The organism is Micromonospora sp. GCM10011541, from assembly GCF_042650725.1.
Taxonomy (GTDB): Bacteria; Actinomycetota; Actinomycetes; order Mycobacteriales; family Micromonosporaceae; genus Micromonospora; species Micromonospora sicca.
Genome location: NZ_JBHSBP010000026.1, coordinates 178,834 through 200,750 on the forward strand (window position 1 = coordinate 178,834; position 21,917 = coordinate 200,750).

Annotated in this window: 21 protein-coding genes; 4 read left to right on the plus strand and 17 right to left on the minus strand. The window is 71.8% G+C overall.

Features of this window, described 5'->3' with window-relative positions; all coding sequences use genetic code 11:
- The first annotated feature begins 123 nt into the window (after positions 1-123).
- Positions 124-639, plus strand: coding sequence for an ATP-binding protein (locus tag ACFOYX_RS11580; RefSeq protein WP_322439658.1), 516 nt, complete (start codon positions 124-126; stop codon positions 637-639).
- On the opposite strand, the gene ACFOYX_RS11585 is transcribed toward ACFOYX_RS11580, so the two are convergent.
- The 4 genes from ACFOYX_RS11585 to ACFOYX_RS11600 are packed head-to-tail and all read right to left on the minus strand — an operon-like array spanning position 640 to position 3,369.
- Complete coding sequence (locus ACFOYX_RS11585) at positions 640-1,716, minus strand: adenosine deaminase (protein WP_109804781.1); 1,077 nt, start codon at positions 1,714-1,716, stop codon at positions 640-642.
- Between the two features lie 56 nt (positions 1,717-1,772).
- Positions 1,773-2,186, minus strand: a complete 414-nt coding sequence (locus ACFOYX_RS11590; protein ID WP_322439659.1) for a PPOX class F420-dependent oxidoreductase — start codon at positions 2,184-2,186, stop codon at positions 1,773-1,775.
- Positions 2,183-2,752: an NAD(P)H-dependent oxidoreductase gene (locus ACFOYX_RS11595; RefSeq protein ID WP_322439660.1), complete on the minus strand. Its 570-nt coding sequence runs from the start codon at positions 2,750-2,752 to the stop codon at positions 2,183-2,185. The genes ACFOYX_RS11590 and ACFOYX_RS11595 overlap by 4 nt, the downstream gene beginning before the upstream one ends.
- The gene (locus ACFOYX_RS11600) at positions 2,734-3,369 is read right to left on the minus strand and encodes a hypothetical protein (protein ID WP_322439661.1); all 636 of its coding nucleotides are present in this window, start codon (positions 3,367-3,369) and stop codon (positions 2,734-2,736) included. Before ACFOYX_RS11600 ends, ACFOYX_RS11595 begins: the two co-directional genes overlap by 19 nt.
- A gap of 58 nt (positions 3,370-3,427) precedes the next feature.
- Here ACFOYX_RS11600 and ACFOYX_RS11605 point away from each other — a divergent pair, with 58 nt between their 5' ends.
- Both ACFOYX_RS11605 and ACFOYX_RS11610 read left to right on the plus strand, forming a co-directional pair.
- Positions 3,428-3,946, plus strand: coding sequence for a MarR family transcriptional regulator (locus tag ACFOYX_RS11605; protein WP_322439662.1), 519 nt, complete (start codon positions 3,428-3,430; stop codon positions 3,944-3,946).
- Position 3,947: 1 nt separating this feature from the next.
- A complete protein-coding gene (locus ACFOYX_RS11610; RefSeq protein WP_322439663.1) occupies positions 3,948-4,940 on the plus strand; it encodes a putative RNA methyltransferase in 993 nt (330 codons plus the stop codon).
- Positions 4,941-4,946: 6 nt separating this feature from the next.
- Here the strand turns inward: ACFOYX_RS11610 and ACFOYX_RS11615 are convergent, their stop codons facing one another.
- The 9 genes from ACFOYX_RS11615 to ACFOYX_RS11655 form a co-directional block, all read right to left on the minus strand.
- Positions 4,947-5,627 carry a DUF4272 domain-containing protein gene (locus ACFOYX_RS11615; protein WP_109805201.1) on the minus strand — a complete coding sequence of 227 codons (681 nt, stop codon included), beginning with the start codon at positions 5,625-5,627 and terminating at the stop codon, positions 4,947-4,949.
- A 110-nt stretch (positions 5,628-5,737) separates the two neighbouring features.
- A complete protein-coding gene (locus tag ACFOYX_RS11620) occupies positions 5,738-7,018 on the minus strand; it encodes a thymidine phosphorylase (protein WP_322439664.1) in 1,281 nt (426 codons plus the stop codon).
- Between the two features lie 137 nt (positions 7,019-7,155).
- Entirely contained in the window at positions 7,156-7,863 is a 708-nt protein-coding gene (locus ACFOYX_RS11625) for a cytidine deaminase (RefSeq protein ID WP_322439665.1), read from the minus strand.
- 121 nt (positions 7,864-7,984) lie between these two features.
- Complete coding sequence (locus ACFOYX_RS11630) at positions 7,985-9,262, minus strand: ABC transporter permease (RefSeq protein ID WP_322439666.1); 1,278 nt, start codon at positions 9,260-9,262, stop codon at positions 7,985-7,987.
- Between the two features lie 4 nt (positions 9,263-9,266).
- A complete protein-coding gene (locus tag ACFOYX_RS11635; RefSeq protein ID WP_109805197.1) occupies positions 9,267-10,601 on the minus strand; it encodes an ABC transporter permease in 1,335 nt (444 codons plus the stop codon).
- Positions 10,598-12,163, minus strand: coding sequence for an ABC transporter ATP-binding protein (locus ACFOYX_RS11640; RefSeq protein ID WP_322439760.1), 1,566 nt, complete (start codon positions 12,161-12,163; stop codon positions 10,598-10,600). The genes ACFOYX_RS11635 and ACFOYX_RS11640 overlap by 4 nt, the downstream gene beginning before the upstream one ends.
- A 198-nt stretch (positions 12,164-12,361) precedes the next feature.
- Entirely contained in the window at positions 12,362-13,432 is a 1,071-nt protein-coding gene (locus ACFOYX_RS11645; protein WP_109805195.1) for a BMP family protein, read from the minus strand.
- Positions 13,433-13,708: 276 nt separating this feature from the next.
- A complete protein-coding gene (locus ACFOYX_RS11650) occupies positions 13,709-14,050 on the minus strand; it encodes a hypothetical protein (RefSeq protein WP_109805204.1) in 342 nt (113 codons plus the stop codon).
- Between the two features lie 57 nt (positions 14,051-14,107).
- Positions 14,108-15,109: a hypothetical protein gene (locus tag ACFOYX_RS11655; protein ID WP_322439667.1), complete on the minus strand. Its 1,002-nt coding sequence runs from the start codon at positions 15,107-15,109 to the stop codon at positions 14,108-14,110.
- Between the two features lie 96 nt (positions 15,110-15,205).
- Here ACFOYX_RS11655 and ACFOYX_RS11660 point away from each other — a divergent pair, with 96 nt between their 5' ends.
- Entirely contained in the window at positions 15,206-15,805 is a 600-nt protein-coding gene (locus tag ACFOYX_RS11660; protein WP_322439668.1) for a TetR/AcrR family transcriptional regulator, read from the plus strand.
- Positions 15,806-15,894: 89 nt separating this feature from the next.
- Here the strand turns inward: ACFOYX_RS11660 and ACFOYX_RS11665 are convergent, their stop codons facing one another.
- The 4 genes from ACFOYX_RS11665 to ACFOYX_RS11680 all read right to left on the minus strand — a co-directional run bounded on the left by ACFOYX_RS11665 (position 15,895) and on the right by ACFOYX_RS11680 (position 21,735).
- Positions 15,895-17,706 (minus strand): glycoside hydrolase family 13 protein, encoded by a 1,812-nt coding sequence (locus ACFOYX_RS11665; RefSeq protein WP_322439669.1) that lies wholly within the window; start codon positions 17,704-17,706, stop codon positions 15,895-15,897.
- A gap of 218 nt (positions 17,707-17,924) precedes the next feature.
- Positions 17,925-18,848: a sugar ABC transporter permease gene (locus ACFOYX_RS11670; RefSeq protein ID WP_377533981.1), complete on the minus strand. Its 924-nt coding sequence runs from the start codon at positions 18,846-18,848 to the stop codon at positions 17,925-17,927.
- A complete protein-coding gene (locus tag ACFOYX_RS11675; protein ID WP_322439670.1) occupies positions 18,845-20,485 on the minus strand; it encodes an ABC transporter permease subunit in 1,641 nt (546 codons plus the stop codon). Before ACFOYX_RS11675 ends, ACFOYX_RS11670 begins: the two co-directional genes overlap by 4 nt.
- The gene (locus ACFOYX_RS11680; protein WP_322439671.1) at positions 20,485-21,735 is read right to left on the minus strand and encodes a maltose ABC transporter substrate-binding protein; all 1,251 of its coding nucleotides are present in this window, start codon (positions 21,733-21,735) and stop codon (positions 20,485-20,487) included. Before ACFOYX_RS11680 ends, ACFOYX_RS11675 begins: the two co-directional genes overlap by 1 nt.
- Between the last annotated feature and the right edge of the window lie 182 nt (positions 21,736-21,917).

The following is a 21,917-nucleotide window of genomic DNA, read 5'->3' on the forward strand; positions in this document are numbered from 1 at the left end:
CAATCCGTCTGTACGGAGTTACGCGAAGTAATGGAACATCGCCACCGTGTCGTCCTGCTCGCCGGCCCTTCCGGCTCCGGAAAGTCGTACATAGCGCAGCGAACCGGGCTTCCTGTCCTCTGTTTGGACGACTTCTACAAGGACGGCGACGACCCTACGTTGCCGCGTCGCAACGGACAGGTCGACTGGGAGTCCCCCAGATCCTGGGACGCCGAGACGGCGGTGGAAACAATCGCCCGACTGGCCCGGCACGGCAAGGCCGAAGTGCCGGTTTATGCGATCGGCGCGGACCGACGGGTGGCCACCCGGCCATTCGATGTCGCCGAATCGCCACTTTTCGTCGCCGAAGGGATCTTCGCCGCCGAGATCGTCGAGGAGTGCCGCCGGCGTGGCCTCCTGGCCGGGGCGTACGCGCTGCGCCGGCCGCGCGGGGCGACCTTCCTCCGCCGGCTCGCCCGCGACCTGTCCGAGCAGCGCAAGGCGCCCCGGGTGCTGCTGAGCCGCGGGGTGGCCCTGCTCCGCGCCGAGCCGGCGGTGCTGCGCCGGCAGACCGGCCTGGGCGCCGAGGCGGCCCGGGCCCGGGAGGTGCTGCACCGGGTGGCCGCCCTGCTCGCCGCCCACCCGCACCAGCATCCGTGATCAGCCGATCAGCTTCCCGTACGCCGGCTTGATCACCTCGTCGATGATCTTCAGCCGCTCGTCGAACGGGATGAAGGCGCTCTTCATCGCGTTGATCGTGAACCACTGGAGCTCCTTCCAGCCGTAGCCGAAGGCCTCCACCAGCAGTGCCATCTCCCGCGACATCGACGTGCCACTCATCAGCCGGTTGTCGGTGTTGACCGTCACCCGGAACCGCAGGTCCCGGAGCAGCCCGATCGGATGCTCCACGATCGAGGGGGCGGCGCCCGTCTGCACGTTCGACGACGGGCACAGTTCCAGCGGGATGCGCTTGTCCCGCACGTACGCGGCCAGCCGGCCGAGCACCGGCTCCGGACCCGCGACGATGTCGTCGACGATCCGCACCCCGTGGCCGAGCCGGTCGGCGCCGCACCACTGGATCGCCTGCCAGATCGACGGCAGGCCGAACGCCTCGCCGGCGTGGATGGTGAAGTGGAAGTTCTCCCGCTGGAGGTACTCGAAGGCGTCCAGGTGCCGGGTGGGTGGGAAACCGGCCTCCGCGCCGGCGATGTCGAAGCCGACCACCCCGGCGTCCCGGTGCCGGACGGCCAGCTCGGCGATCTCCTGCGAGCGGGCGGCGTGCCGCATCGCGGTGAGCAGGGTGCCGACCCGGATCGGGGTGCCCGCCTCGGCGGCCTGCGCGCTGCCCTCCACGAACCCGGCGACGACCGCCTCGACCACCTCGTCCAGGGTCAGGTTCTGTGCCAGGTGCTGCTCCGGCGCGAATCGGACCTCGGCGTAGACCACCCCGTCGGCGGCCAGGTCGAGCGCGCACTCCCGGGCGACCCGACGCAGCGCGGGGGCGGTCTGCATCACCGCCACGGTGTGCGCGAACGTCTCCAGGTAACGCTCCAACGAGCCCGAGTTGGCCGCCGCCACGAACCAGCGGCCCAGCGCCTCCGGGTCGGTCGTGGGCAGCTCGTGGCCGACCTCGGCGGCCAGCTCGACGATCGTCGCCGGCCGCAGACCGCCGTCCAGGTGATCGTGCAGCAGCGCCTTCGGGACCTTGACGATGTCCTCGTACCGGATTGCGACCATGCTCAGACATTAGTCACCGGCGGCCGCGGGACGGGACGGGACCGGGGCCGGGCAGGTCAGGGGCGCCAGCCGTACACCCGCTCGACCGCGAGGCGGACCACCAGGCGACCGTCGGCCACCATGGCCGCGCGGTACTCCGGCCAGTCGGGGTGCTCACCCCGGATCCGCCGGTAGACCTCCACCAGTTCCTCGACCGTCGCGTCGTCGGCGGCCGCGGCCGGCGGGGTGAGCGTCACCGTCCCCTCGGCCACCGCGTACGCCCCGCCGTCGGCGGTGGTCACGTGGAAGCTGGCCCGGGGGTCGCGGCGCAGGTTGCGGATCTTCGCCCGGTCACCGGTGGTGGAGCAGCGGATCAGCCCCGGCTCGGCGAGGTAGTCGACGTTGGACAGCTGCGGCCGGCCGTCCCGGCGCAGGGTGACCAGCACTCCGCGCCCCCGCTCGCCGAACAGCTCCCACAGCCGGGCACTCACGCCGCCACCCGCAGCGGCGCCAGGGCGACGGTCAGTCGGGCGAGTTGGTCGAGCATCAGCTCGGCCGCGTCGTCGCGCCCGGGGTCGGGCCGCAGCTCGCCGCCGGAGTCCAGCGCCTGCCGCAGGAAGACGGCCACCGCCTCGTTGACCGGCACCATGTTCAGCGTGGTGACCACCTGCTTGATCATCTGCACCGCGCGCAGGCCGCCTGAGGTCATGCCGTAGCTGACGAAGCCGACCGGCTTGTGCCGCCACTCGTGGTAGAGGTAGTCGATCGCGTTCTTGAGCGGGGCGCTGAAGCCGTAGTTGTACTCCGGCATCACCAGGACGAAGGCGTCCGCCGCGGCGGTCGTCTCGCTCCACTCGCGGGTGTGCCGGTGCAGGTAGTTCCCCTCGGACGGGTGGTGCGGCTCGTCGTGGAAGGGCAGCCCGACCTCGGCGAGGTCGACCAGGCGTACGTCGTCGAAACCGCCGTGCCGGAGGGCGGCGGCGGTGAACCAGTCACCGATCCGCCGGCCCACCCGGCCGGGGCGGGTGCTGGCGACGATCACGTTGAGGCGGGGCATGGCGGGGTCACTCCTGTCGGGGCGGGCCGGCCGGGGGCCGGCACGGCGAGTCGGGGGATGAGGAACTGGGCGAGCGGTCCGATGCTCAGCGCATAGAGCAGGGTGCCGACGCCGACCGTGCCGCCGAGCAGCCACCCGGCGGCGAGCACGCCCAGCTCGATCACGGTGCGGACACGACCGATCGGCAGGCCGCGGGCGGCCAGGCCGGTCATCAGCCCGTCGCGCGGGCCGGGGCCGAGCCGGGCGCCGAGGTAGAGGGCGGTGGCGACCCCGTTGAGCAGGACGCCGAGGAGCAGCAGGCCGACCCGGACGGGGAGCGCGTGCACCGGCGGGAGCACCGCCAGCACCGCGTCGAGTGCCACCCCGACCAGCGCGACGTTGGCCACGGTGCCCACGCCGGGCCGCTGCCGCAGCGGCAGCCAGAGCAGCAGCACCACCAGCGCCACGCCGTTGACCACCAAGCCCAGCGGCAGGCCGGTCCGGTCGGCCAGGCCCTGGTGCAGGACGTCCCAGGACGACAGCCCGAGGTCCGCGCGGACCATCAGCGCCACGCTGGCGCCGAAGAGGGCCAGGCCGAGCAGGAGGCGGACCAGCCGTACGGGCAATCTGGTTGACATGTCACCGACCGTAGGGCGGTTTCAGTGACATGTCAACAACTGGGTTAGGATCGTCGGCATGGAGGCCCCACGATGGCTGGACGAGCGGGAGGAGCGGGCCTGGCGCGGCTACCGCCGGATGCGCCGCCTGCTCGACCTGGAACTGGCCCGCGAGCTGGCCCAGGACGCCGGGCTCTCCGAGCCGGACTACGACGTCCTGTCCGACCTCTCCGAGACGCCCGACCAGCGGCTGCGCCTCAGCGAACTGGCCGACCGGATGCTCTGGTCCCGCAGCCGGCTCTCCCATCACCTGACCCGGATGCAGCAGCGCGGGCTGGTCACCCGGGAGGAGTGCGCGTCCGACGGTCGCGGCTCGATCGTCGCCCTCACCCCGGCCGGGCGGCAGGCCATCGAGGCCGCCGCCCCAGGGCACGTGGCGGCCGTCCGCCGGCACCTGATCGACCTGCTCACCCCCGAGGAGGTCGAGGCGCTCGGCGCGCTGACCCACCGGGTGGTGGACCACCTCACCGCGCCGATCGGGCCGGCTGGCGATCCGCCCCGCCGGGTCGCTCCGACATCCGCCGGTCCGGAGGTCTGACGTGGACCCCCGCATCCTCGACCGGCTGCGCTGCCCGGTCTGCGGCGACCCGCTGGCGGAGGTCACCGCGGGCACCGCCCGCGCGCTGCGCTGCCCGCGCCGGCACAGCTTCGACATCGCCCGCCAGGGGTACGTCAACCTGCTCGCCGGTCGCGCCCCGCACGCCGGGGACAGCGCCGAGATGGTCGCCGCCCGCGCCGACTTCCTCGCCGCCGGCCACTACGACACCGTCGCCGCCGCCCTCGCCGCCACCGCCGCCCACGTGGTCGACCGGATCGGCGCCGCCCACGGCGCGCCGACCGCCCGCTCCGCACCCACCGACGCGCCGGCGATTGGCGACGAGCGCCGCGTGGGCGGGTGCAGCGCAAAGCGGGCGGACGAGGAACTGCCGGCCGACCTCCCGGGGCCGGACGTCGGGGCGTACCCCCTGGTGGTGGATGCCGGTGCGGGCACCGGCCGGTACCTCGCGGCGGCGCTGGCGGCGCTGCCGAACGCCGCCGGTCTGGCCCTGGACGTCTCCAAGCCGGCGCTGCGCCGGGCGGCCCGGGCCCACCCGCGCGCGGCCGCGGCGCTCGCCGACACCTGGCAGCGGCTGCCGCTGGCCGACGCCTCCACCGCCGTGCTGCTGAACGTCTTCGCCCCGCGCAACGGCGCCGAGTTCCACCGGGTGCTCGACCCGGCGGGCGCGCTGCTGGTGGTCACCCCGGCCGAGGACCACCTGGTCGAGCTCGTCGAGGCCCTGGGCCTGCTCAGGGTGGACCCGGCCAAGGCGGACCGGGTCGCCGGCAGCCTGGCCGGGCACTTCACCGAGGAGCCGACCGAGCTGCACCGGGCCCGGCTCGGGCTCACCCGCACAGAGGTGGCCACCCTGGTCGGGATGGGCCCGAGCGCCTGGCACACCGACCCGACCCGGCTCGCCGAGCGGATCGCCGGCCTGCCGGAGCCGGTTCCGGTGACGCTCTCCGTCCGGCTGGGCGTATACCGGCCGCGCTGACCCCGGTCAGGTGGAGAGGTCGACCTCTTCCCAGCCGGGCGGCTCGTCGTGGTACGGGCCGCGGAGGACCACCGCCCACTCCAACGCCCACCGTCGCTGCCCGATCGCGTTCGCGTCGACCAGCCCCGGCAGCATCCGGCCGGCCCGCTCCGTCTCCAGGTACGCCCAGTCCAGGCAGTAGTGCAGGTCGAGCAGGGCGGCCGCGTCGGCGGGGTGCTGCGGCGCGGCCAGGATCCGGGACCGCCACTGGGCGAAGGTCTCCCCGCCGGCGACGTGCGGCATCCGCTCCACCAGCCGCTCGTCCACCGGCACCGTCGGGTCGAGCTCCTTGGTCAGCCCGAGCACCCAGGACAGCGAGAACAGCGCGTCGTGGTGCAGCACGAACGACCGGTGGTCACCCTTGCCGCCCATCACGAACTGCCACTCCGGCGGCGTCACCTGCTCCACCAGGTGCGAGGCGAGCAGCCAGCTCATCGCCGCCTGCGGGGGCATCCCGAAGCACCGGGCCAGGATCAGGTGCAGCACCGCGATCCGGGCCTCGATCTCGACGGTGGGGCGCAGCTCGATCTCGTCGCCCGGCTCCCACACCAGCGGGAACTGGGTCGGCGGAAGTGGCAGACCCAACCGGGACAGCTCGTCGAGGCTCGCCTCACGGACGGCCCGGGGATCGGGGGCGGGTACGCGCACGGCTCAGGTCCCTGTCTGCTCGCATCGGCTCATCGCCGGTCTGTCCCCCCTGGGCAGGGAGAATAGCGGCTCCAGGGGGCCGGCACCACGGCACCGCCGACCGGAGTTGATCAGCCGATGCGCTCGATGACCAGCGGCGACACCGCCGGCGCCTCCGGCGCGATCCGGACCGCCCGCGCCGCCTCGGCGAGCGCCGCCGGGATCCGCTCCGCGTGCTCGGCACGCAACTCGTAGAGGGGGTCTCCGGCGCGTACCGGGTCGCCGGGGCGCTTGTGCAGCACCACCCCGGCCGGAATGCTCACCGGGTCCTCCTTGCGGGCCCGCCCGGCGCCGAGCCGCCACGCGGCCACCCCGATGGCGTACGCGTCGACGGAGGCGACGAAGCCGTCCTCGGCGGCGCGGACCACCTCGACCTCGTTGGCGGTGGGCATCGGCGCGTCCGGGTCGCCGCCCTGCGCCCGGATCATCGCCCGCCAGACGTCCATCGCCCGGCCGTCGCGCAGCGCCGCCTCCGGATCTGCGTCCGGCAGGCCGGCCGCGGCCAGCATCTCCCGGGCCAGCGCCAGGGTCAGCTCCACCACGTCCGCCGGGCCGCCGCCGGCCAGCACCTCGACCGACTCGGTCACCTCGACCGCGTTGCCGATGGTCAGGCCGAGCGGGGTGGACATGTCGGTGAGCAGCGCGACCGTCCGCACGCCGTGCGCGCCGCCCAGCTCGACCATGGTCCGGGCCAGCTCGCGGGCGTCGTCCACGGACTTCATGAACGCGCCCGAGCCGACCTTCACGTCGAGCACCAGCGCGCCGGTGCCCTCGGCGATCTTCTTGCTCATGATGGAGCTGGCGATCAGCGGGATCGCCTCGACGGTGCCGGTGACATCGCGCAGCGCGTACAGCTTGCGGTCCGCCGGGGCCAGCCCCGGGCCGGCCGCGCAGATCGCCGCGCCGACGTCGCGGAGCTGGGCGATGAACTCGTCGTTGGTCAGCGCGGCCCGCCAGCCGGGGATCGACTCCAGCTTGTCCAGGGTGCCGCCGGTGTGGCCCAGCCCGCGCCCGGAGAGCTGCGGCACCGCGCCGCCGCAGGCGGCGACGAGCGGGGTGAGCGGCAGGGTGATCTTGTCGCCGACGCCGCCGGTGGAGTGCTTGTCCACGGTCGGCCGGGACACCGACGACAGGTCCAGCCGTTCCCCGCTGGCGATCATCGCGGCGGTCCACCGGGCGATCTCCGGCGCGCTCATGCCGCGCAGCAGGATCGCCATGGCCAGCGCGGACATCTGCTCGTCGGCCACCAGCCCCTTGGTGTACGCGTCGACCACCCAGTCGATCTGGCCGTCGCTCAGCACACCCCCGTCCCGCTTCACCCGAATAACATCAACCGCCGCAAAAGCACTCACTAGATGATCTTCCCTCGTTGTCATGGCGGATACCGACCCGCGGCCCGCTACCACCGAGGGATTGGGTCCACCGTGTCCGGCGGAGGGATCAAGCCTGACCGCCCGGAGCCGGGCACGGTGGGCCCAATCCCCCAACCTCAACCGCCCCAGCGGATCGGTATCTCCAGCGGCGGTTCGCCCTCTCCAGCCCAGAAGATCGCGCCCGACGCATCGACCACCACCACGCGGGGCGTACGGGCCAGCCCCCAGGTGACCGCCTCCGCCGGGTCCTCCCAGGTCGGGCCCTCCTCCAGCACACCGGTCTCGGCGCCCTCGGTGTCCCCGGCGGACCGCTCCCAGTACGCCGTCCAGACCTGCTGGCCGGCGGAGAGGTCCGGGTGGACGAAGACCGTGCCGCGCCCCCGCCAGGCGGCCAGCCGCTCCGGCACCACCGGCACCGGCGTCTCGCCGACCACGGCCTCCAGGTCCTCCACGTCGAAGGCGTGCGGCAGCAGCTCGGCCATCCGCAGCGGCCGGCCCTTCGTCTCGACCAGGCACTCCGGGCCGCCGTGCTCCCAGAGCAGCTGCCGGCACCGGCCGCACGGCATCAGCGGCTCACCGGTGGCGTCGACGCAGGACATCGCGACCAGCCGGCCACCGCCGGTGGCGTGCAGCGAGGAGACCACCCCGCACTCGGCGCAGAGGGTGACGCCGTACGCGGCGTTCTCCACGTTGCAGCCGACCACCACCCGGCCGTCGTCGACCAGGGCGGCCGCCCCCACGGGGAACTTCGAGTACGGCGCGTACGCGTGCCGCATCGCCTCGGTGGCCGCGGCCCGCAGCCGCTCCCAGTCGATCTCGGTCATCCCACCATTCTGCCCAAGTCACCCTGGTCGAACGCGGGAAGGGGTACCCCTGTGTCAGTCGACACTCGGAACGACTGTGCCCGGCCGGGAATCCCCCGCCGGGCACGGATCGATCAGGGGCTCAGCCCTTGATGTACGGCTTGCCGTCCGCGGCCGGCGCCCGCACCCGGCCGACCAGCCCGGCCACCGCCAGGATCGTCGCCAGGTACGGCAGCATCGCCAGGAACTGGCTGGGGATGCTGCTGCCGATCGCGCCGAGGTAGGTGGCGAGCTGGTCGGCGAAGCCGAAGAAGAGCGCCGCGAGCAGCGCGCCGGTCGGGCTCCACCGGCCGAAGATCAGCGCCGCCAGGGCGATGAAGCCCTTACCGCCGATCATGTTCTTGGTGAACGAGTAGAACGCCAGGGTGTACGAGGCGCCGCCGACGCCGGCGACCAGCCCGGCCATGATCACGTTGCGGTAGCGCAGGCGCAGCACCCGCACCCCCAGGGTGTCCGCGGCGGTCGGGTGCTCACCGACCGACCGGGTCCGCAGCCCCCACCGGGTCCGGAACAGCGCCAGGTGGATGACCAGCACCAGCAGCAGGCCGAGGTAGAGGAAGATGTTGCCGCGGAACAGCGCCGGGCCGATCAGCGGGATGTCCTTCAGCAGCGGGATCTCCCAGTTGCCGAACCGGGGGGCGCTGTTGTACTTCTCCGCGTTGATCTGCATCAGCCGCTCGTAGAGGAAGCCGGTGACCCCGACCGCGAACAGGTTGAGCACGGTGCCCATGATGACCTGGTCGACCAGGTAGCGGATCGCGAAGACGGCGAGCAGCAGCGAGATGAGCGCGCCGCCGACCGCCGCGGCCAGCAGGCCGACCCATACGTTCTGGTAGATGCTGCCGAAGAGCGCCCCGCTGAACGCCCCCATCAGCAGCTGACCCTCAATCGCCACGTTGACCACGCCGGTCCGCTCGCAGAGCACGCCGGACAACGCACCGAAGATCAGCGGCAGGGCCAGGATGAACGTACCCCGGACGATATTGACCAGCGGCATGAAGTTGCGCCCCTCGGGGGCGGCGGAGACCTGCCAGCACAGGAAGCTCAGCACGAAGGCGACCAGCCCGACGCCGAGCACGAGGGTGAACCAGCGCTTCGGCACCCCGGCCAGCAGGGCGCCGCCGGCCGCGGCGGCGACGAGTCCGAACAGGATGGCGCCGAAAGTGCCGGTGATCTCCAGGGCGGCACCGCCCTCGGTCTCGCTGAGGGTGAACCGCGCCTGCTGGCCGGTGGCGAGCGCGCCGAAGAGCACGGCGGCGAGCACGCCCAGCGCCAGCAGAACGGCGCCGACCTTGCGGTTGCGCGTCCAGAAGCCCACGTCGACGGTGACGGCGACGTCGGGGACAGCGATGGTCGACATTGCCTTACCAGCCCTTCGCCAGGCTCGTCTGCAACCGGGCCGCGCGGGCGGCCCGCAGCTGGAAGATCGCCTTTACCAGGGCCGGCGCGGCGACGAAGATGACGATCAGCGCCTGGAGCACGGTGACCAACTCCAGCGAGATCCCCGAGTACGACTGCATCCGGTTGCCGCCGGCCTGCAGCGCGCCGAAAAGCAGCGCGGCGAGCAGCACGCCCCACGGCTTCAACCGCCCGAGCAGCGCGACCAGGATGCCGTCGAAGCCGATCTGCGCGACCACCTCCGGGGTGAGTGCGTTCGCGGTCGAGCCGAGCACCATGTTCGAGCCGCCGAGGCCGGCGAGCGCGCCGGAGATCACCATGACCAGCACGTACGCCTTCGTGACACTGATGCCGGCGGTCCGGGCGGCGTCCGGGTTCTCGCCGACCGCGCGCAGCTCGAAACCGACCGTCGAGCGGTTGAGCAGCCAGGCGGTGAACCAGGTGGCCAATACGGCCAGCAGGATGCCGGAATGCACCCGCAGGTCGCTGCCGAGCAGCCGGGGCAGCTGGGCGGAGGACTCGACCGGCTTGCTGATCGCGTCGGCGCGGGTCGGGCTGTGCACCCCGGGCTGGATGATGATCCAGGCGAGGAAGTAGACCGCGACGTAGTTGAGCATGATCGTGGTGATCACCTCGTGGGCGCCGGTGCGCGCCTTGAGGATGCCCGGGACGAAGCCCCAGATCGCGCCGCCGGCCGCGCCGGCGATCAGCGCGACGAGCAGGTGCAGCACCGGCGGCAGCGGCAGCGCGAAACCGGCGACCGCGGCGAGGATGACGCCGATGGTCGCCTGGCCCTGGGCACCGATGTTGAACAGGCCGCCGCGGAAGGCGAGGGCAACCGCGAGGCCGGTGAAGACCAGCGGCGCGGTGTAGGTGAGCGTCTCCGAGATCGGGCTGAGCGAAGCGGTGAAGCCGGACGCCTGCGGGTCGAAGATCGCGCCCTTGAACAGGTTCGCGTACGCCTCGCTGACCACCGTCCAGCTGGAGCTGATCGCGTCGGCCGGCCGGGCGGTGATGTAGCTGTAGGTGGCCAGCACCTCCGGGTCGGAGACGATGATCAGCACCGCGCCGACGAGCATCGCCAGGACCACCGCGAGCACGGTGACGGTGACGGTGTTGGCGGCCCAGAGGTTGTCCAGGAACAGCCGGCCCAGCGAGGGGCGGGGCTGCCCCTCGGGCCGCTTCGGGGCGGTGGCGGTCGTCGCCGCGCGGTCGGTGTTGCCGACCGCGTTCTGCGCCGCCTGCGACTCGGTCGCCGGCTCCTTGTCCGGGGAGCCCGACACCGGGTTCGGGTTGGTCATGCCTCGTCCTCGTTACCAGGGCCCTCGGGGGCCGGGGCCGCCGCGGCGTCGGTCGTCTCCGGGGTGATGCCGGCCATCAGCAGGCCGATCTCCTCGCGCGGGGTGTCCGGGCCGACGATGCCGATGATCCGGCCCCGGTACATCACCGCGATCCGGTCGGCGAGGCCGATCACCTCGTCCAGCTCGCTGGAGACGACCATGACCGCGGTGCCGATGTCCCGCTCACGGATCACCCGGCTGTGGATGAACTCGATCGAGCCGACGTCCACGCCCCGGGTCGGCTGGGCGGCGATGAAGAGCTTCAGCGGCCGGGACAGCTCCCGGGCCACGATCACCTTCTGCTGGTTGCCGCCGGAGAGGGTGCCCACCGCGGCGTCCGCCGAGGGGGTACGCACGTCGAACTGCTCGATCCGCTCCTTGGCCGACTTCGCGATGGCGTCCGGCTTCAGCGACAGGCCCTTGCCGAACGGCGGCCGGTCGTAGATGTCCAGCACCAGGTTCTCCGCGACGGAGAACTCCTTGACCAGTCCGTCGACGCTCCGGTCCTCCGGCACGTAGCCGACCCCGGCGCGGAGCACCTTCTTGGTCGGCCAGCCGTGCACGGCCTCGCCGTCGAGGGTCACCGTGCCGGCGAGCACCGGCCGCAGGCCCATGATCGCCTCGATCAGCTCGGTCTGGCCGTTGCCCTGGACGCCCGCGACGCCGAGGACCTCGCCGGCGTGCACGGTCAGGTCGACGCCGTCGACCGCGCGGATCTGCCGGTCGTCGTCGACGACCAGGCCGGCGACCTCCAGGATCGGCCTGCCGGGGTTGGCGGGCTGCTTCTCCACGGTCAGCCGGACGCTGCGGCCGACCATCAGCGCGGCCAGCTCGTCCCGGCTGGCGGTCGGCGAGGCGGTGCCGACGGTCTTTCCGCGCCGGATGACGGTGATCCGGTCGGCGATGGCCTTCACCTCGCCCAGCTTGTGGGTGATGAAGACGATCGACTTGCCGCCGACTTTGAGCGACCGCATGACCGTGAGCAGTTCCTCGGTCTCCTGCGGGGTGAGCACCGCGGTCGGCTCGTCCAGGATCAGCAGGTCGACGTCGCGGGTGAGCGCCTTGACGATCTCCACCCGCTGCTGGATGCCGACCGGCAGGTCCTCGATCACCGCGTCCGGGTCGACCCGGAGGTTGTACCGCTCGGAGACCTCGGCGACCTCGCGCCGGGCGCGCCGGCGATCCAGGAAACCGGCGATGCCGCCCTTGACCTGCTCGGCGCCGAGCATGACGTTCTCGGCCACGGTGAAGACCGGCACCAGCATGAAGTGCTGGTGCACCATGCCGATCCCGGCCGCGATGGCGTCCGACGGGCCCTTCAGCTTAAGCGGCTTCCCGTCGACCAGGATCTCGCCCTCGTCGGGCTGGTAGAGCCCGTAGAGGACGTTCATCAGGGTCGACTTGCCGGCGCCGTTCTCGCCGAGCAGGGCGTGGATCTCTCCAGGCTCCACCGTCAGGTCGATGTGGTCGTTGGCGACCAGATCACCGAACCGCTTGGTGATGCCGCGCAGTTCGAGTCTCAGCGCAACCTCCTGGAGTGCGAGCGATGGTGCAGCGTAGCCGCTGCCACCGGGCGCCGAGCCGGCCCGGTACCGGGTGGTGCGGATCGGCCGCCCCGGCGGCGCGGGTGTCCCCGCGTACGCCGAGGCGGCCGGATCGTCATACCTGGTGCCCGCCGGCCTCCGCTGCCGATGATCTCACCGCGGCGGCCGGCGGCCGGGTCACTTGGTCGGCTGGGCCTTCGAGGTGACCGTGATGGTGCCGGCGGCGATGTCCGCCTTGATCTTGTCGACCTCGGCCTTGAGGTCCGCGGGGACCTTGCTGTCGAAGTCGTGGTACGGCGCGATGGAGACGCCGTTGTTGGCCAGGGTGCCCACGAAGCCCGGCTTGGCCTGGAGCTTCTCGCCACCGGCGGCCTTGAGCACGGCCTCCTTCACGGCGTCCGGGATGTTCTTGACCACGGTGGTCAGCAGCGCCGCGCAGTTCGGGGTGCTCTCGCAGCCGTCGACGTCGACCCAGACGACCGAGTACTTGCCGCCTGACTTCTGGGCCGCGTCGGTGGTGCCGAGGCCGGCTCCGCCGGCGACCGGCATGATGATGTCCGCGCCCTGGGCGACCAGCGCGTCGGAGACCTTCTTGCCCTCGTCCTGCTTGGTGAACGAGTTGGTGAAGGAGCCCTTCTGGGTCGCCTTGTCCCAGCCCAGGACCTGGACGTTCTTGCCCTTGGCCTTGTTGTAGTGGGCCACGCCGTCGGCGAAGCCGTCCATGAAGATGGTCACCGGCGGGATCGGCAGACCACCGTAGGCGCCGACCTTGCCGGTCTTGCTCATCCCGGCGGCCAGGTAGCCGGCCTGGAACCCGGCCTGCGCGGTGTCGAACTGCATCGGGTAGACGTTGTCCACGCCCGGGTTGGAGTCGACGATGCCGAACTGCTGGTTCGGGTTCGCGGTCGCGGCCTTCTTGGTGGCGTCCGACATCAGGCCGCCGACGGCCAGGATGAAGTCGCACTTCTGGTTGACGAACCCGGTCAGGTTGACCTCGTAGTCCGCCTCGGCCTTCGACGCGACGTACTTGATGTCGATGTTGTCGTTGGCCTTCTTGGCCTCCTGCAGGCCCTTCCACGCCGAGGTGTTGAAGGACTTGTCGTCGATGCCGCCGATGTCGGTCACCATGCAGGCGCTGTACTTCTTGGCGCCGTTGCCACCGGCGTTGTTGTCGTCCTTGGGGGCCTCACCACACGCGGCGGCGCCCAGCACGAGCCCACCCGCCACGAAGGCGGAGGCGATCCGCATCCCACGCACAGAGCGCAAGACGTCTCCTTCCCATTGCACACCGCATTTCCAGCGGTGGCAGCCCTTGAGCCGGCCTGCGCTTGCCGCCGGCGTCCCACGTTACGGACGGGAGCGTACGCCCGCGCCCACCCACCGGCCGACAATCGTGCACGAACGTTGAGTGCCTGTTATCCCTACGTAACCCGGGCGTGGGGCAGATCACCATTCGTGCCGCTACCGTGCCGCGGCGGGTGTCGCGAACGTCCGTTTTCCGTGGCCTTTCCGCTGCTGCCGACGCTACCGCCAGAAGACCGCCACCGCCGCGTTGACCAGGGTCAAGCCGATGATCGCGAGAAAATGGCCACGGTTGACCGACTCCCGCTTACGGGAGAAGAAGACCATGACAAAGATCAGCAGCGCGAGCACCAACTTGGTAACAAGTTTGGCGGGTGCCGGCTCGTCGCCGTCCCGCAACGGGGCGGCGAGGCCCAGGCCGGTCAGCAGACCGATCACCGAGCCCCACAGCATGGCCGCGTTGATCCGCAGCCGGCCGCTGGCGTACTGGGCGATCGAGCCGCCGAGCAACAGCGCGAACCCGATCAGATGGACGTAGAGAAGTACCAGCCGAAGAGCTTCCACGGCGGCCATCCTCCCCTATCAACGACGGTTTGTAGTAGGCGGCCCGCCGAGCCGAGCTCATACCGTGACCTCGGCCGGCCGCCGGCCCGGCACCGTCCCGCGGGCCGCCCGGACCGACCGGTGCCGACCGACCGCCACCAGGGCGACACCGAGCAGCGCATAGCCGGCCAGCACCGCGAGGGAGCGGCCGATGCCCGCCCCGTCGAAGAAGGCCGCCGAGCGGAGTAGCGTCCCGCCGGCCCCGACCGGCAGGAACTGCCCCACCGTGCCCCACGGCTGGGGCAGCAGCTCGGGTGCCGCGCCGACCGCGGAGAGCGGGTTGCCGACCAGGAAGACCAACAGCGCGCCGAGCCCGGTGCCGGGCGCGCCGAGCAGCGCGCCGAGGCCGGCCACGATGCCGGCGGCGGCCAGCGCGAAGAGGCCGATCGCCCCCGCCTCCCGCCACCAGGAGCCGTCGACCAGGCCGAGCCAGCCGTGCAGCACGGCGGCCCCGGCCAGGCCGGCGAGGACGCCGTAGCAGAGCAGCCCGACCAACCGGGCGCCCCGGCGGGTGACCAGGAAGGTGAGCAGGGCCCCGGCGAGCATGCTGGTCAGCGCGAGGGGCAGGAAGCCGGCGGCGAACCCGGCGCCGCGTGGGTCGTCCGGGTCGGCCGGGACGACCGGGACCACGGGCACCGGCCGGCCGGCGGAGAGCTGGGCCGAGGCCTCGGTGAGCAGCGCGGCGACCGTGGGGCTGGCCGCCGGGGCGGTGTGCAGGGCGATCCCGTCCGGCCCGGCGACGAAGGCCGCGTACACCTGGCGATCGCGCAGCGCCCGGTCGGCCGCCGCCGCGTCCGGCAGCGTGGTGACGTGGAACGCGCCGGGGCGGGCGGCGGCGAGCCGGCCGGCCAGTTCGGCGGTCGCGGCCGCCGGCCCGGCGACGGCGACCGGCAGGTCGCGCGGCGCCAGGTGGGCCTGCGGCGCCGCGAAGAGGGGTACGAGCAGGGCCTGCGCCACCACCGCCAGGGCGGCGAGCAGGACGGCCAGCAACCAGGGCGACCGGGTACGGACGGCTTCCATGTCAACTCCTAAAACGAACGCTCGTTCTCTTTAATGGCAGACTGCCCCTTCTATCGCCCCGCCGTCAAGAACGAACGTTCGCTTTACACTTTGCTCGTGCCACGCGTATCGGACGAACACCTCGCCGCCCGCCGCCAGCAGATCCTCGACGCGGCCCGGCGCTGCTTCCTGCGCGACGGCTTCCACAACACCTCGATGCAGGACGTGATCGCCGAGGCCGGGCTCTCCGTCGGCGCCGTCTACCGCTACTTCCCCAGCAAGAACGACCTGATCACGTCGATCGCCCAGTCCGTGATCGGCGGGGCGGACGAGGTCTTCGCCGAGTTGGTCGCGGTCGAACCGCCGCTGCCGCTGGTGGAGGCGCTGGACCGCGCGCTGTCGTACGTCGACACCCAGACCGGGCCCGACGGCGTGCTCCCGCTGGCCATCCAGGTATGGAGCGAGACGCAGCGCGACCCGGCCCTCGCCGAGTTCGTGAAGGCCACCTACGCCGGCTTCCGCCGGCACTTCGCCGCGCTGGTCCGGCGGGCCCAGCAGGTCGGCGAGGTGCCCGCCGACGCCGACCCGGAGGCGGTCGGCGCAGCCCTGTTCGCCCTGGTCCCCGGCTACTTCATGCAACGCATCCTGACCGGCGCCCCCGACCGCCACACCTACCTGGCCGGCGTCCGAACCCTCCTCGCCCGGCCCGCCCGCTGAGCCCCCGCGATCTTGCAGATTGCGCCCCGACGAAAGGCATGAAAGCCGCGGAACGTGGGCCCAAAGCGCAAGATCGCCGGAACGACCGGTCAGGTGAGGCGCCAGACCTGGAAGGTGGGGCCCTCGGCGGGGAGGGTGATCGCGCCGTCGGGGTCGGGGCGCAGGGCGGGGGCGTTGCCGTGGACGTTCTCGCCGGCGGGCAGGCCGGTCAGGCGGACCGGGGCGCCGGGCGCGCGGCGGGCCAGCACCAGCACCGAGCCGGTGGGCGCCTCCCGCAGGAAGACCAGGGTGTCCGCGTCCGCGTGCACCCAGCGCAGGCCGCCGTGGCGCAGCGCCGGCTCGGCGCGCCGCAGCGCCAGCAGCGACCGGTACGCGGCGAAGGTCCGCTGGTCCCAGCTCTCCGGCCGGCGCCACGGCATCGGGGTACGCGACCCCTCCCCGTTGGTGCCGGTCAGCCCCAGCTCGTCCCCCGCGAAGATCACCGGGGTGCCCGGCATCGCGGCGAGCAGGCCGGCCGCGACCTCCTGCCGGGCGGCGTCGCCGACCACGGTCCGGATCCGGGCCGAGTCGTGCGAGCCGAGCAGCTGCCACGAGTGCACGTACGCCCGCCAGGAGATCAGCGACCGGTAGGTGTTCATGGTGGCCAGCACCGCACCCGCGTCCCGCCGGGCCACCCCGCCGGGAGTGCCGAGGAAGTTCGGCACCGGGGCGTCACCGTGCCGCAACCAGGACCAGACCGGGTCGGTGAACCCGACGTAGTTCATCGTTCCGTGCCAGCCGTCCCGGTCCAGGTCACCGGTGTGGTCGTGGCCGTGCTCGGCGAGCAGCAGCCCGTCGGGCCGGGTGCCGGCGACCACCTCGCGCATCAGCCGCGCCACCTCGTGGGTGTACGCGTCCGCGCCCCGGCGGCCGGTCATGTTGGCCACGTCCACCCGCCAGCCGTCGAGGGCGTACGGCGGGCGCAGCCAGCGACGCAGCAGCGAATCCGGGTCGGTGGCGAAGCGGCGACGCAGCTCGGCGCTGCCCCAGTTCAGCTTGGGCAGCGACTTGACCCCGTTCCACGACTCGTAGTCGCCGGTGGCCTCGTCGAAGTAGTACAGCTCCCGCTCAGGTGCGTGCACGTCGGAGGCGGCCCGGGTGAACCACTCGTGCGCCTCACCGGTGTGGTTGCTGGTGATGTCACCGAGCAGCCGCCAGCCCCGGACGTGGACCGCGTCGGCGAGCCGGGCCAGCGCGGCGTCGCCGCCGAGCAGCGGGTCGACGGTGTCGAAGCTCGCCGCGTCGTACCGGTGGTTGGAGCGGGCCGGGAAGATCGGGGTGAGGTAGACGGTGTTCACGCCGAGCCGGTCCAGGTGGTCCAGCCGCTCGGTGATGCCGTCCAGGTCGCCGCCGTAGAACTGGTACGGCGTCTCCGGCCCGCGCCCGATGACGGGCGTGTCCCAGTCGCAGGGGATGGCCCAGTCCGGCGCGGTCCGGCCGTCGGCGGCGCCGGAGCGGGCGAACCGGTCCGGGAAGATCTGGTAGATCACCGCGTCCCGGGCCCAGGCCGGCGGCGGGGCGTAGCTGACCAGCTTGAAGTCGCCGTTGTCCGGCACGTCGTGGTCGACCAGGCCGGCGGCGTTCAGCCAGCGGTAGCCCGTCCGGCCGGAGAGCATGAACCGGTAGTTGCTGACCGGGTTGCGGACCTCGACGTCGGCCCGCCACCACACGTCGCCGCCCGCGGTGCGGTCCACGGTGGCCTCGGCGAAGCGCGGCTCACCGTCGCCGGTGGTCCGGACGTGCACCTGGCGTACGTCGGCGCCCTCGGGGACCCGGACGAAGACCGGCACGGTCTGCCCGAGCGTGGGCTCCTGCTCCGGGACGTACCGGGCGGATCCGTCGTGGTGCGGCTGCAGGGACATGGCGGGACCTTTCGCGTCGGTCGGACGGGGAGAGAGGGGCCGCCCGCCGCGGCCGGTCTCCCGGCCGCGGCGGCCAGCCCGTGACTGCTCCGGTGTACGTCGGACGCCGACGCCCTTGCCGCGCAGCTCGCGTGGGGCGCCCGCCGGTAACCCGGCGGCACGCGTGCGGAGTGGCGCCACTCTCCTCACGCACGACGGCGAGCGGCCACCTATCCGATTTATCCCTTGACTGCTCCCGCCGTGAGGCCGGAGACGATGTAGCGCTGGAGAAGCTGGAACACCAGCACCGTGGGGACGGCGGTGAGCAGGGTGCCCGCCGCGAACATCCCGAAGTTGTTGTTGCGCTCACCGGCCACCAGGCCGAACATGCCGACCGCGAGGGTCTTCGACTCGGTGTTGGTGAGGAACACGTTGGCGATCAGGAACTCGTTGATGGTGCCGATGAACGACAGCAGCGCGGTCACCGCCAGGATCGGCGCCACCAACGGCAGCATGATCCGGAAGAAGACCTGGGCGTGCGTGGCGCCGTCCATCGTGGCCGACTCGTCCAGCTCCCGGGGCAGCGTGTCGTAGAAGCCCTTCATCAGCCAGGTGTTCACGCCGAGCGCTCCACCGAGGTAGAGCAGCATCAGCCCCCAGGGAGTGTTGAAGCCGATCGTCGGCCACAGATCGGTCATCGTGGTGAAGATCAGGAAGATCGCCACGATCGCCAGGAACTGCGGGAACATCTGGATCAGCAGCAGCGACAGCAGCCCGACCCGGCGGCCGGAGAAGCGCATCCGAGAGAAGGCGTACGCCGCCATCGCCGAGAGGAAGATCGACAGGAACGCGGCCAGCCCGGCGATGAGCAGCGAGTTGACGAACCAGTGGGCGAACGCGGTCCGGTCGAACAGGTTGGCGAAGTTCTCGAGCGACACCCCACCGGTCGGCACCAGGTCGGTGGAGGAGAGGGTGCCGCGCGGGTTGAGCGCCGCGGAGAGCACGAACAGGATCGGGAAGAGGCTGAACGCCACCGCCAGCACGGCGACCAGATGCCGCCAGCCGACCTGGCGGAACCAGCGGCTCTTCCGCCTGCCCTTGGCGTTCCGGTTCCCGGCCGGAGCGCCGCCGGTCGCGACCGGGGTACCGGTGAGTGAGGTCACGAGTACACCTCCTCCTGCTTGCGCGTACGCCGGAAGCTGATGGCCGACACGGTCGCCACGATCGCGAAGATGAAGATCGAGATCGCCGCCGCGAAGCCGAACTGGGCGCCCTGGGCGCCGAAGGCCAGGCGGTACGTGTACGTGATCAACAGGTCCGTCGCGCCGACGGTCGGATTGTCGGCCGGGAACGGGCCACCCTCCGTGGTCAGGTAGATCGCGTTGAAGTTGTTGAAGTTGTACGCGAACGACGCGATCAGCAGCGGGGAGAGCGCGACCAGCAGCAGCGGCAGGGTGACCGCCCGGAACGTCTGCCAGGGTGAGGCCCCGTCGACCGAGGTGGCCTCGGTCAGCTCGCGCGGGATCGCCTGCAACGCGCCGGTGGCCACCAGGAACATGTACGGGTAACCCAGCCAGAGCTGCACCAGCAGCACCGCGGCGCGGGCGGACCAGGTCTCGCCGAACCAGTCGACCCCGAGCCCGAACAGGTTGTTGACCAGGCCGAAGTCGGTGTTGAACATGTCCCGCCAGACCAGCAGCATCGCGAACGACGGCATGGCGTACGGGAGGATCAGCAGCACCCGGTAGAGGTTGGTGCCCTTCATCCGGGGCGAGTGCAGGGCGAGCGCGATGGCCATGCCGAGGAGGAAGGTGAGGCCGGTGGAGCCGATCGCGAAGGCGAAGTTCCACACCAGCGTCCCGAAGAACGGCCCGGAGATGTTCGGGTCGGTCAGCACCCGGTTGAAGTTCCGCAGCCCGACGTTGACCTGCCAGCCCTGGGCCAGCCGCTCGCCGCCGGCGGCGACGAAGGAGCCGGTCGCCTCGTCGGCGGTCCAGGTCTTGCCGGTCTCGCTGTCCTTGACGCAGTCGCAGCCCGCGTCGTACGCCCGGATGGCCTTGCCCTCGTAGGCGCGGGACAGGCCGTTGGACCGGATCGCGCCGCCGGAGGTCGGCACCACCAGGTCGGTGATCTCGGGGCTGCGGGCGCTCGCCTGGCCGAAGTTGAGGATGGTGTAGCCGTCGGCGGCGGTGACCTTGCCGGTCGGGCTGACGGTGACCTGGCCGGCGTCGAGCCTGCGCACCCCGGCCGCGTCACCGGCGGAGACCTCCCTGGTCCTCGGGTCGGTGAGCAGGAAGACCAGCGGGCCGGCGGTCGGGTCGCCCTTGGTGGCGATGGAGAGGGAGTACTCGGTGGAGCCGGGGACCTGCTTCACCGAGGAGCTCTGGATCGCGACGATCGCGTCGTCCTTGCTGCCCCGGTGGCCGTCGCCGAAGTTGGTGAAGGCGGTGCTCGCGGTGTAGAGCACCGGGAAGACCTGGAAGGCGATCAGGAAGAGCGTGCCGGGGACCAGGTACTTCGCCGGGATGTGCCGGCGGGTCAGGTAGAGGTAGCACAGACCGGCGGTGGTGACCGCCAGGATGGCCAGCCCGACCCACAGCTCGGCCTCGATGAGCGGGAAGGCCGCCCAGATCGCGATCCCGGCCACCAGGCCGAGCAGGACCACCTTGACGACGAGGCCGGTCGCGGTGATCGGCGCGTGGTTCCGCGCGGTACGGGACTTGCGCGGGAGCCCGGAGCGAACGGGCTCCCGGCCCGGAGCCTGCGTGGCAGGTTCCGGGCCGGACAGCGACGTGCTCATTACTTGATCTGACCCGCGATGGTCTTGCCGGCGGCGGTGATCGTCTTGGCCGGGTCGGCGCCACCGATGACGGCGGCCTCCGCCTTGCCGAACGGGTCCCAGATCGCGGCCATGGCCGGGATCGCCGGGAGCACCTGGCCGTTCCTGCCGGCCTCGGAGAACTTGGCCAGGTCCGGGTCGGTGCCCTTGACCTGGTCGAAGGCGGCGGTCAGCGCCGGCGGACGCGGCTCGGCCTGGTACAGGGCGACGGCCAGCTCGGGCTTGGTCACGTAGTTGGTGACGAACTCCTGGGCCAGGGCCTTGTTCTTGCCCTTGGCGGCGACGTAGAACGCCTGGACGCCCACGAACGGCTGGGCCTCCTTGCCACCGGCGAAGCCGGGGACCGGGGAGATGTCGTACTTGATGCCGGCCTTCTTGGCGTCGGCGATGGCCCACGGGCCGGAGACCAGGAAGGCGCACTTCTTGCCGGTGAAGGTGGCGATGGAGTTCTCGCCGGTGATGGAGCGCTTCAGCGCACCCTCGCCCTTCTCACCCAGCTTCGCGATCTTCTGGAAGGCCGCGATCGACTCCGGCTTGCCCACGCCCAGGTCCTTGGGGTCGTAGTCGCCGTTGGCCGTGGTGCCGAAGAGGTAGCCACCGCCCGAGGTGTACAGCGGGTAGACGTGGTACGCGTCGCCGTTCTGGCCGGACTGGAGGCAGAGGATCTCGCTGGCCTTCTTCTCCGCCTTCAGCTTCTTGCCGGCGGCGACCAGGTCCTCGATCGTCTTCGGGGCCTCGGGGGCGAGCTCCGTGTTGCGGATGAGGGCGACGTTCTCGGTGGCGTAGGGGACGCCGTAGAGCTGGCCGTTGAAGGTGACGGCCTTGATCGCGGTCTCGTTGAAGCCGCTCTTCTGCTCGGCGGCGAGCTGCACCGGGTCGATGGCGCCGTTCTGCACCAGGTTGCCGATCCAGTCGTGCGCGCCCACCACGACGTCCGGGCCGCTGCCCTGCTGCGAGGCGGTGACGAAGTTGGTCTGCAGGTCCTTGGAGACGGCCTGCACCTCGACGGTCACGCCGTTCTCCTTGCCGAACTCCTCGGCGAACGGCTTGAGGGCGGCGGTCCGCTTGTCGTCGGCCCAGATGACGAGCTTGCCGCTGGCGGCCTTGGGGGATTCCTTGGCGGCCGGCTCGTCCTTGCTGTTGTCGCCGCAGCCGGACGCGGCGAGCGCCAGACCGAGAACGGCGACCACACCCGCGGTACGGATGCGCATCGGTACTCCTGTCGTTGTGGCGGCCCGCCGGGGGAGGGGCGACCCGCCAGTGGAAACGTCGGAAAGTTCTTGCCAACCGGCGCGAGGCTGCCGCGCCGCTGCTGTCCCGTGTTGCGGGGACGTTAGCAAGAGGTTGCAGGGAATGGAAGGGATTGCAGGAGAGTACGCAAGAACTTGCCCTT

Coding starts and splice junctions, on each gene's coding strand:
- ACFOYX_RS11585 (WP_109804781.1), bottom strand. CDS start 1,716: ATGGTCGCAATCCGGTACGAGGACATCGTCAAGGTCCCGAAGGCGCTG.
- ACFOYX_RS11595 (WP_322439660.1), bottom strand. CDS start 2,752: ATGCCCCGCCTCAACGTGATCGTCGCCAGCACCCGCCCCGGCCGGGTG.
- ACFOYX_RS11600 (WP_322439661.1), bottom strand. CDS start 3,369: ATGTCAACCAGATTGCCCGTACGGCTGGTCCGCCTCCTGCTCGGCCTG.
- ACFOYX_RS11605 (WP_322439662.1), top strand. CDS start 3,428: ATGGAGGCCCCACGATGGCTGGACGAGCGGGAGGAGCGGGCCTGGCGC.
- ACFOYX_RS11625 (WP_322439665.1), bottom strand. CDS start 7,863: ATGACCGAGATCGACTGGGAGCGGCTGCGGGCCGCGGCCACCGAGGCG.
- ACFOYX_RS11630 (WP_322439666.1), bottom strand. CDS start 9,262: ATGTCGACCATCGCTGTCCCCGACGTCGCCGTCACCGTCGACGTGGGC.
- ACFOYX_RS11635 (WP_109805197.1), bottom strand. CDS start 10,601: ATGACCAACCCGAACCCGGTGTCGGGCTCCCCGGACAAGGAGCCGGCG.
- ACFOYX_RS11645 (WP_109805195.1), bottom strand. CDS start 13,432: ATGCGGATCGCCTCCGCCTTCGTGGCGGGTGGGCTCGTGCTGGGCGCC.
- ACFOYX_RS11655 (WP_322439667.1), bottom strand. CDS start 15,109: ATGGAAGCCGTCCGTACCCGGTCGCCCTGGTTGCTGGCCGTCCTGCTC.
- ACFOYX_RS11665 (WP_322439669.1), bottom strand. CDS start 17,706: ATGTCCCTGCAGCCGCACCACGACGGATCCGCCCGGTACGTCCCGGAG.
- ACFOYX_RS11675 (WP_322439670.1), bottom strand. CDS start 20,485: ATGAGCACGTCGCTGTCCGGCCCGGAACCTGCCACGCAGGCTCCGGGC.
- ACFOYX_RS11680 (WP_322439671.1), bottom strand. CDS start 21,735: ATGCGCATCCGTACCGCGGGTGTGGTCGCCGTTCTCGGTCTGGCGCTC.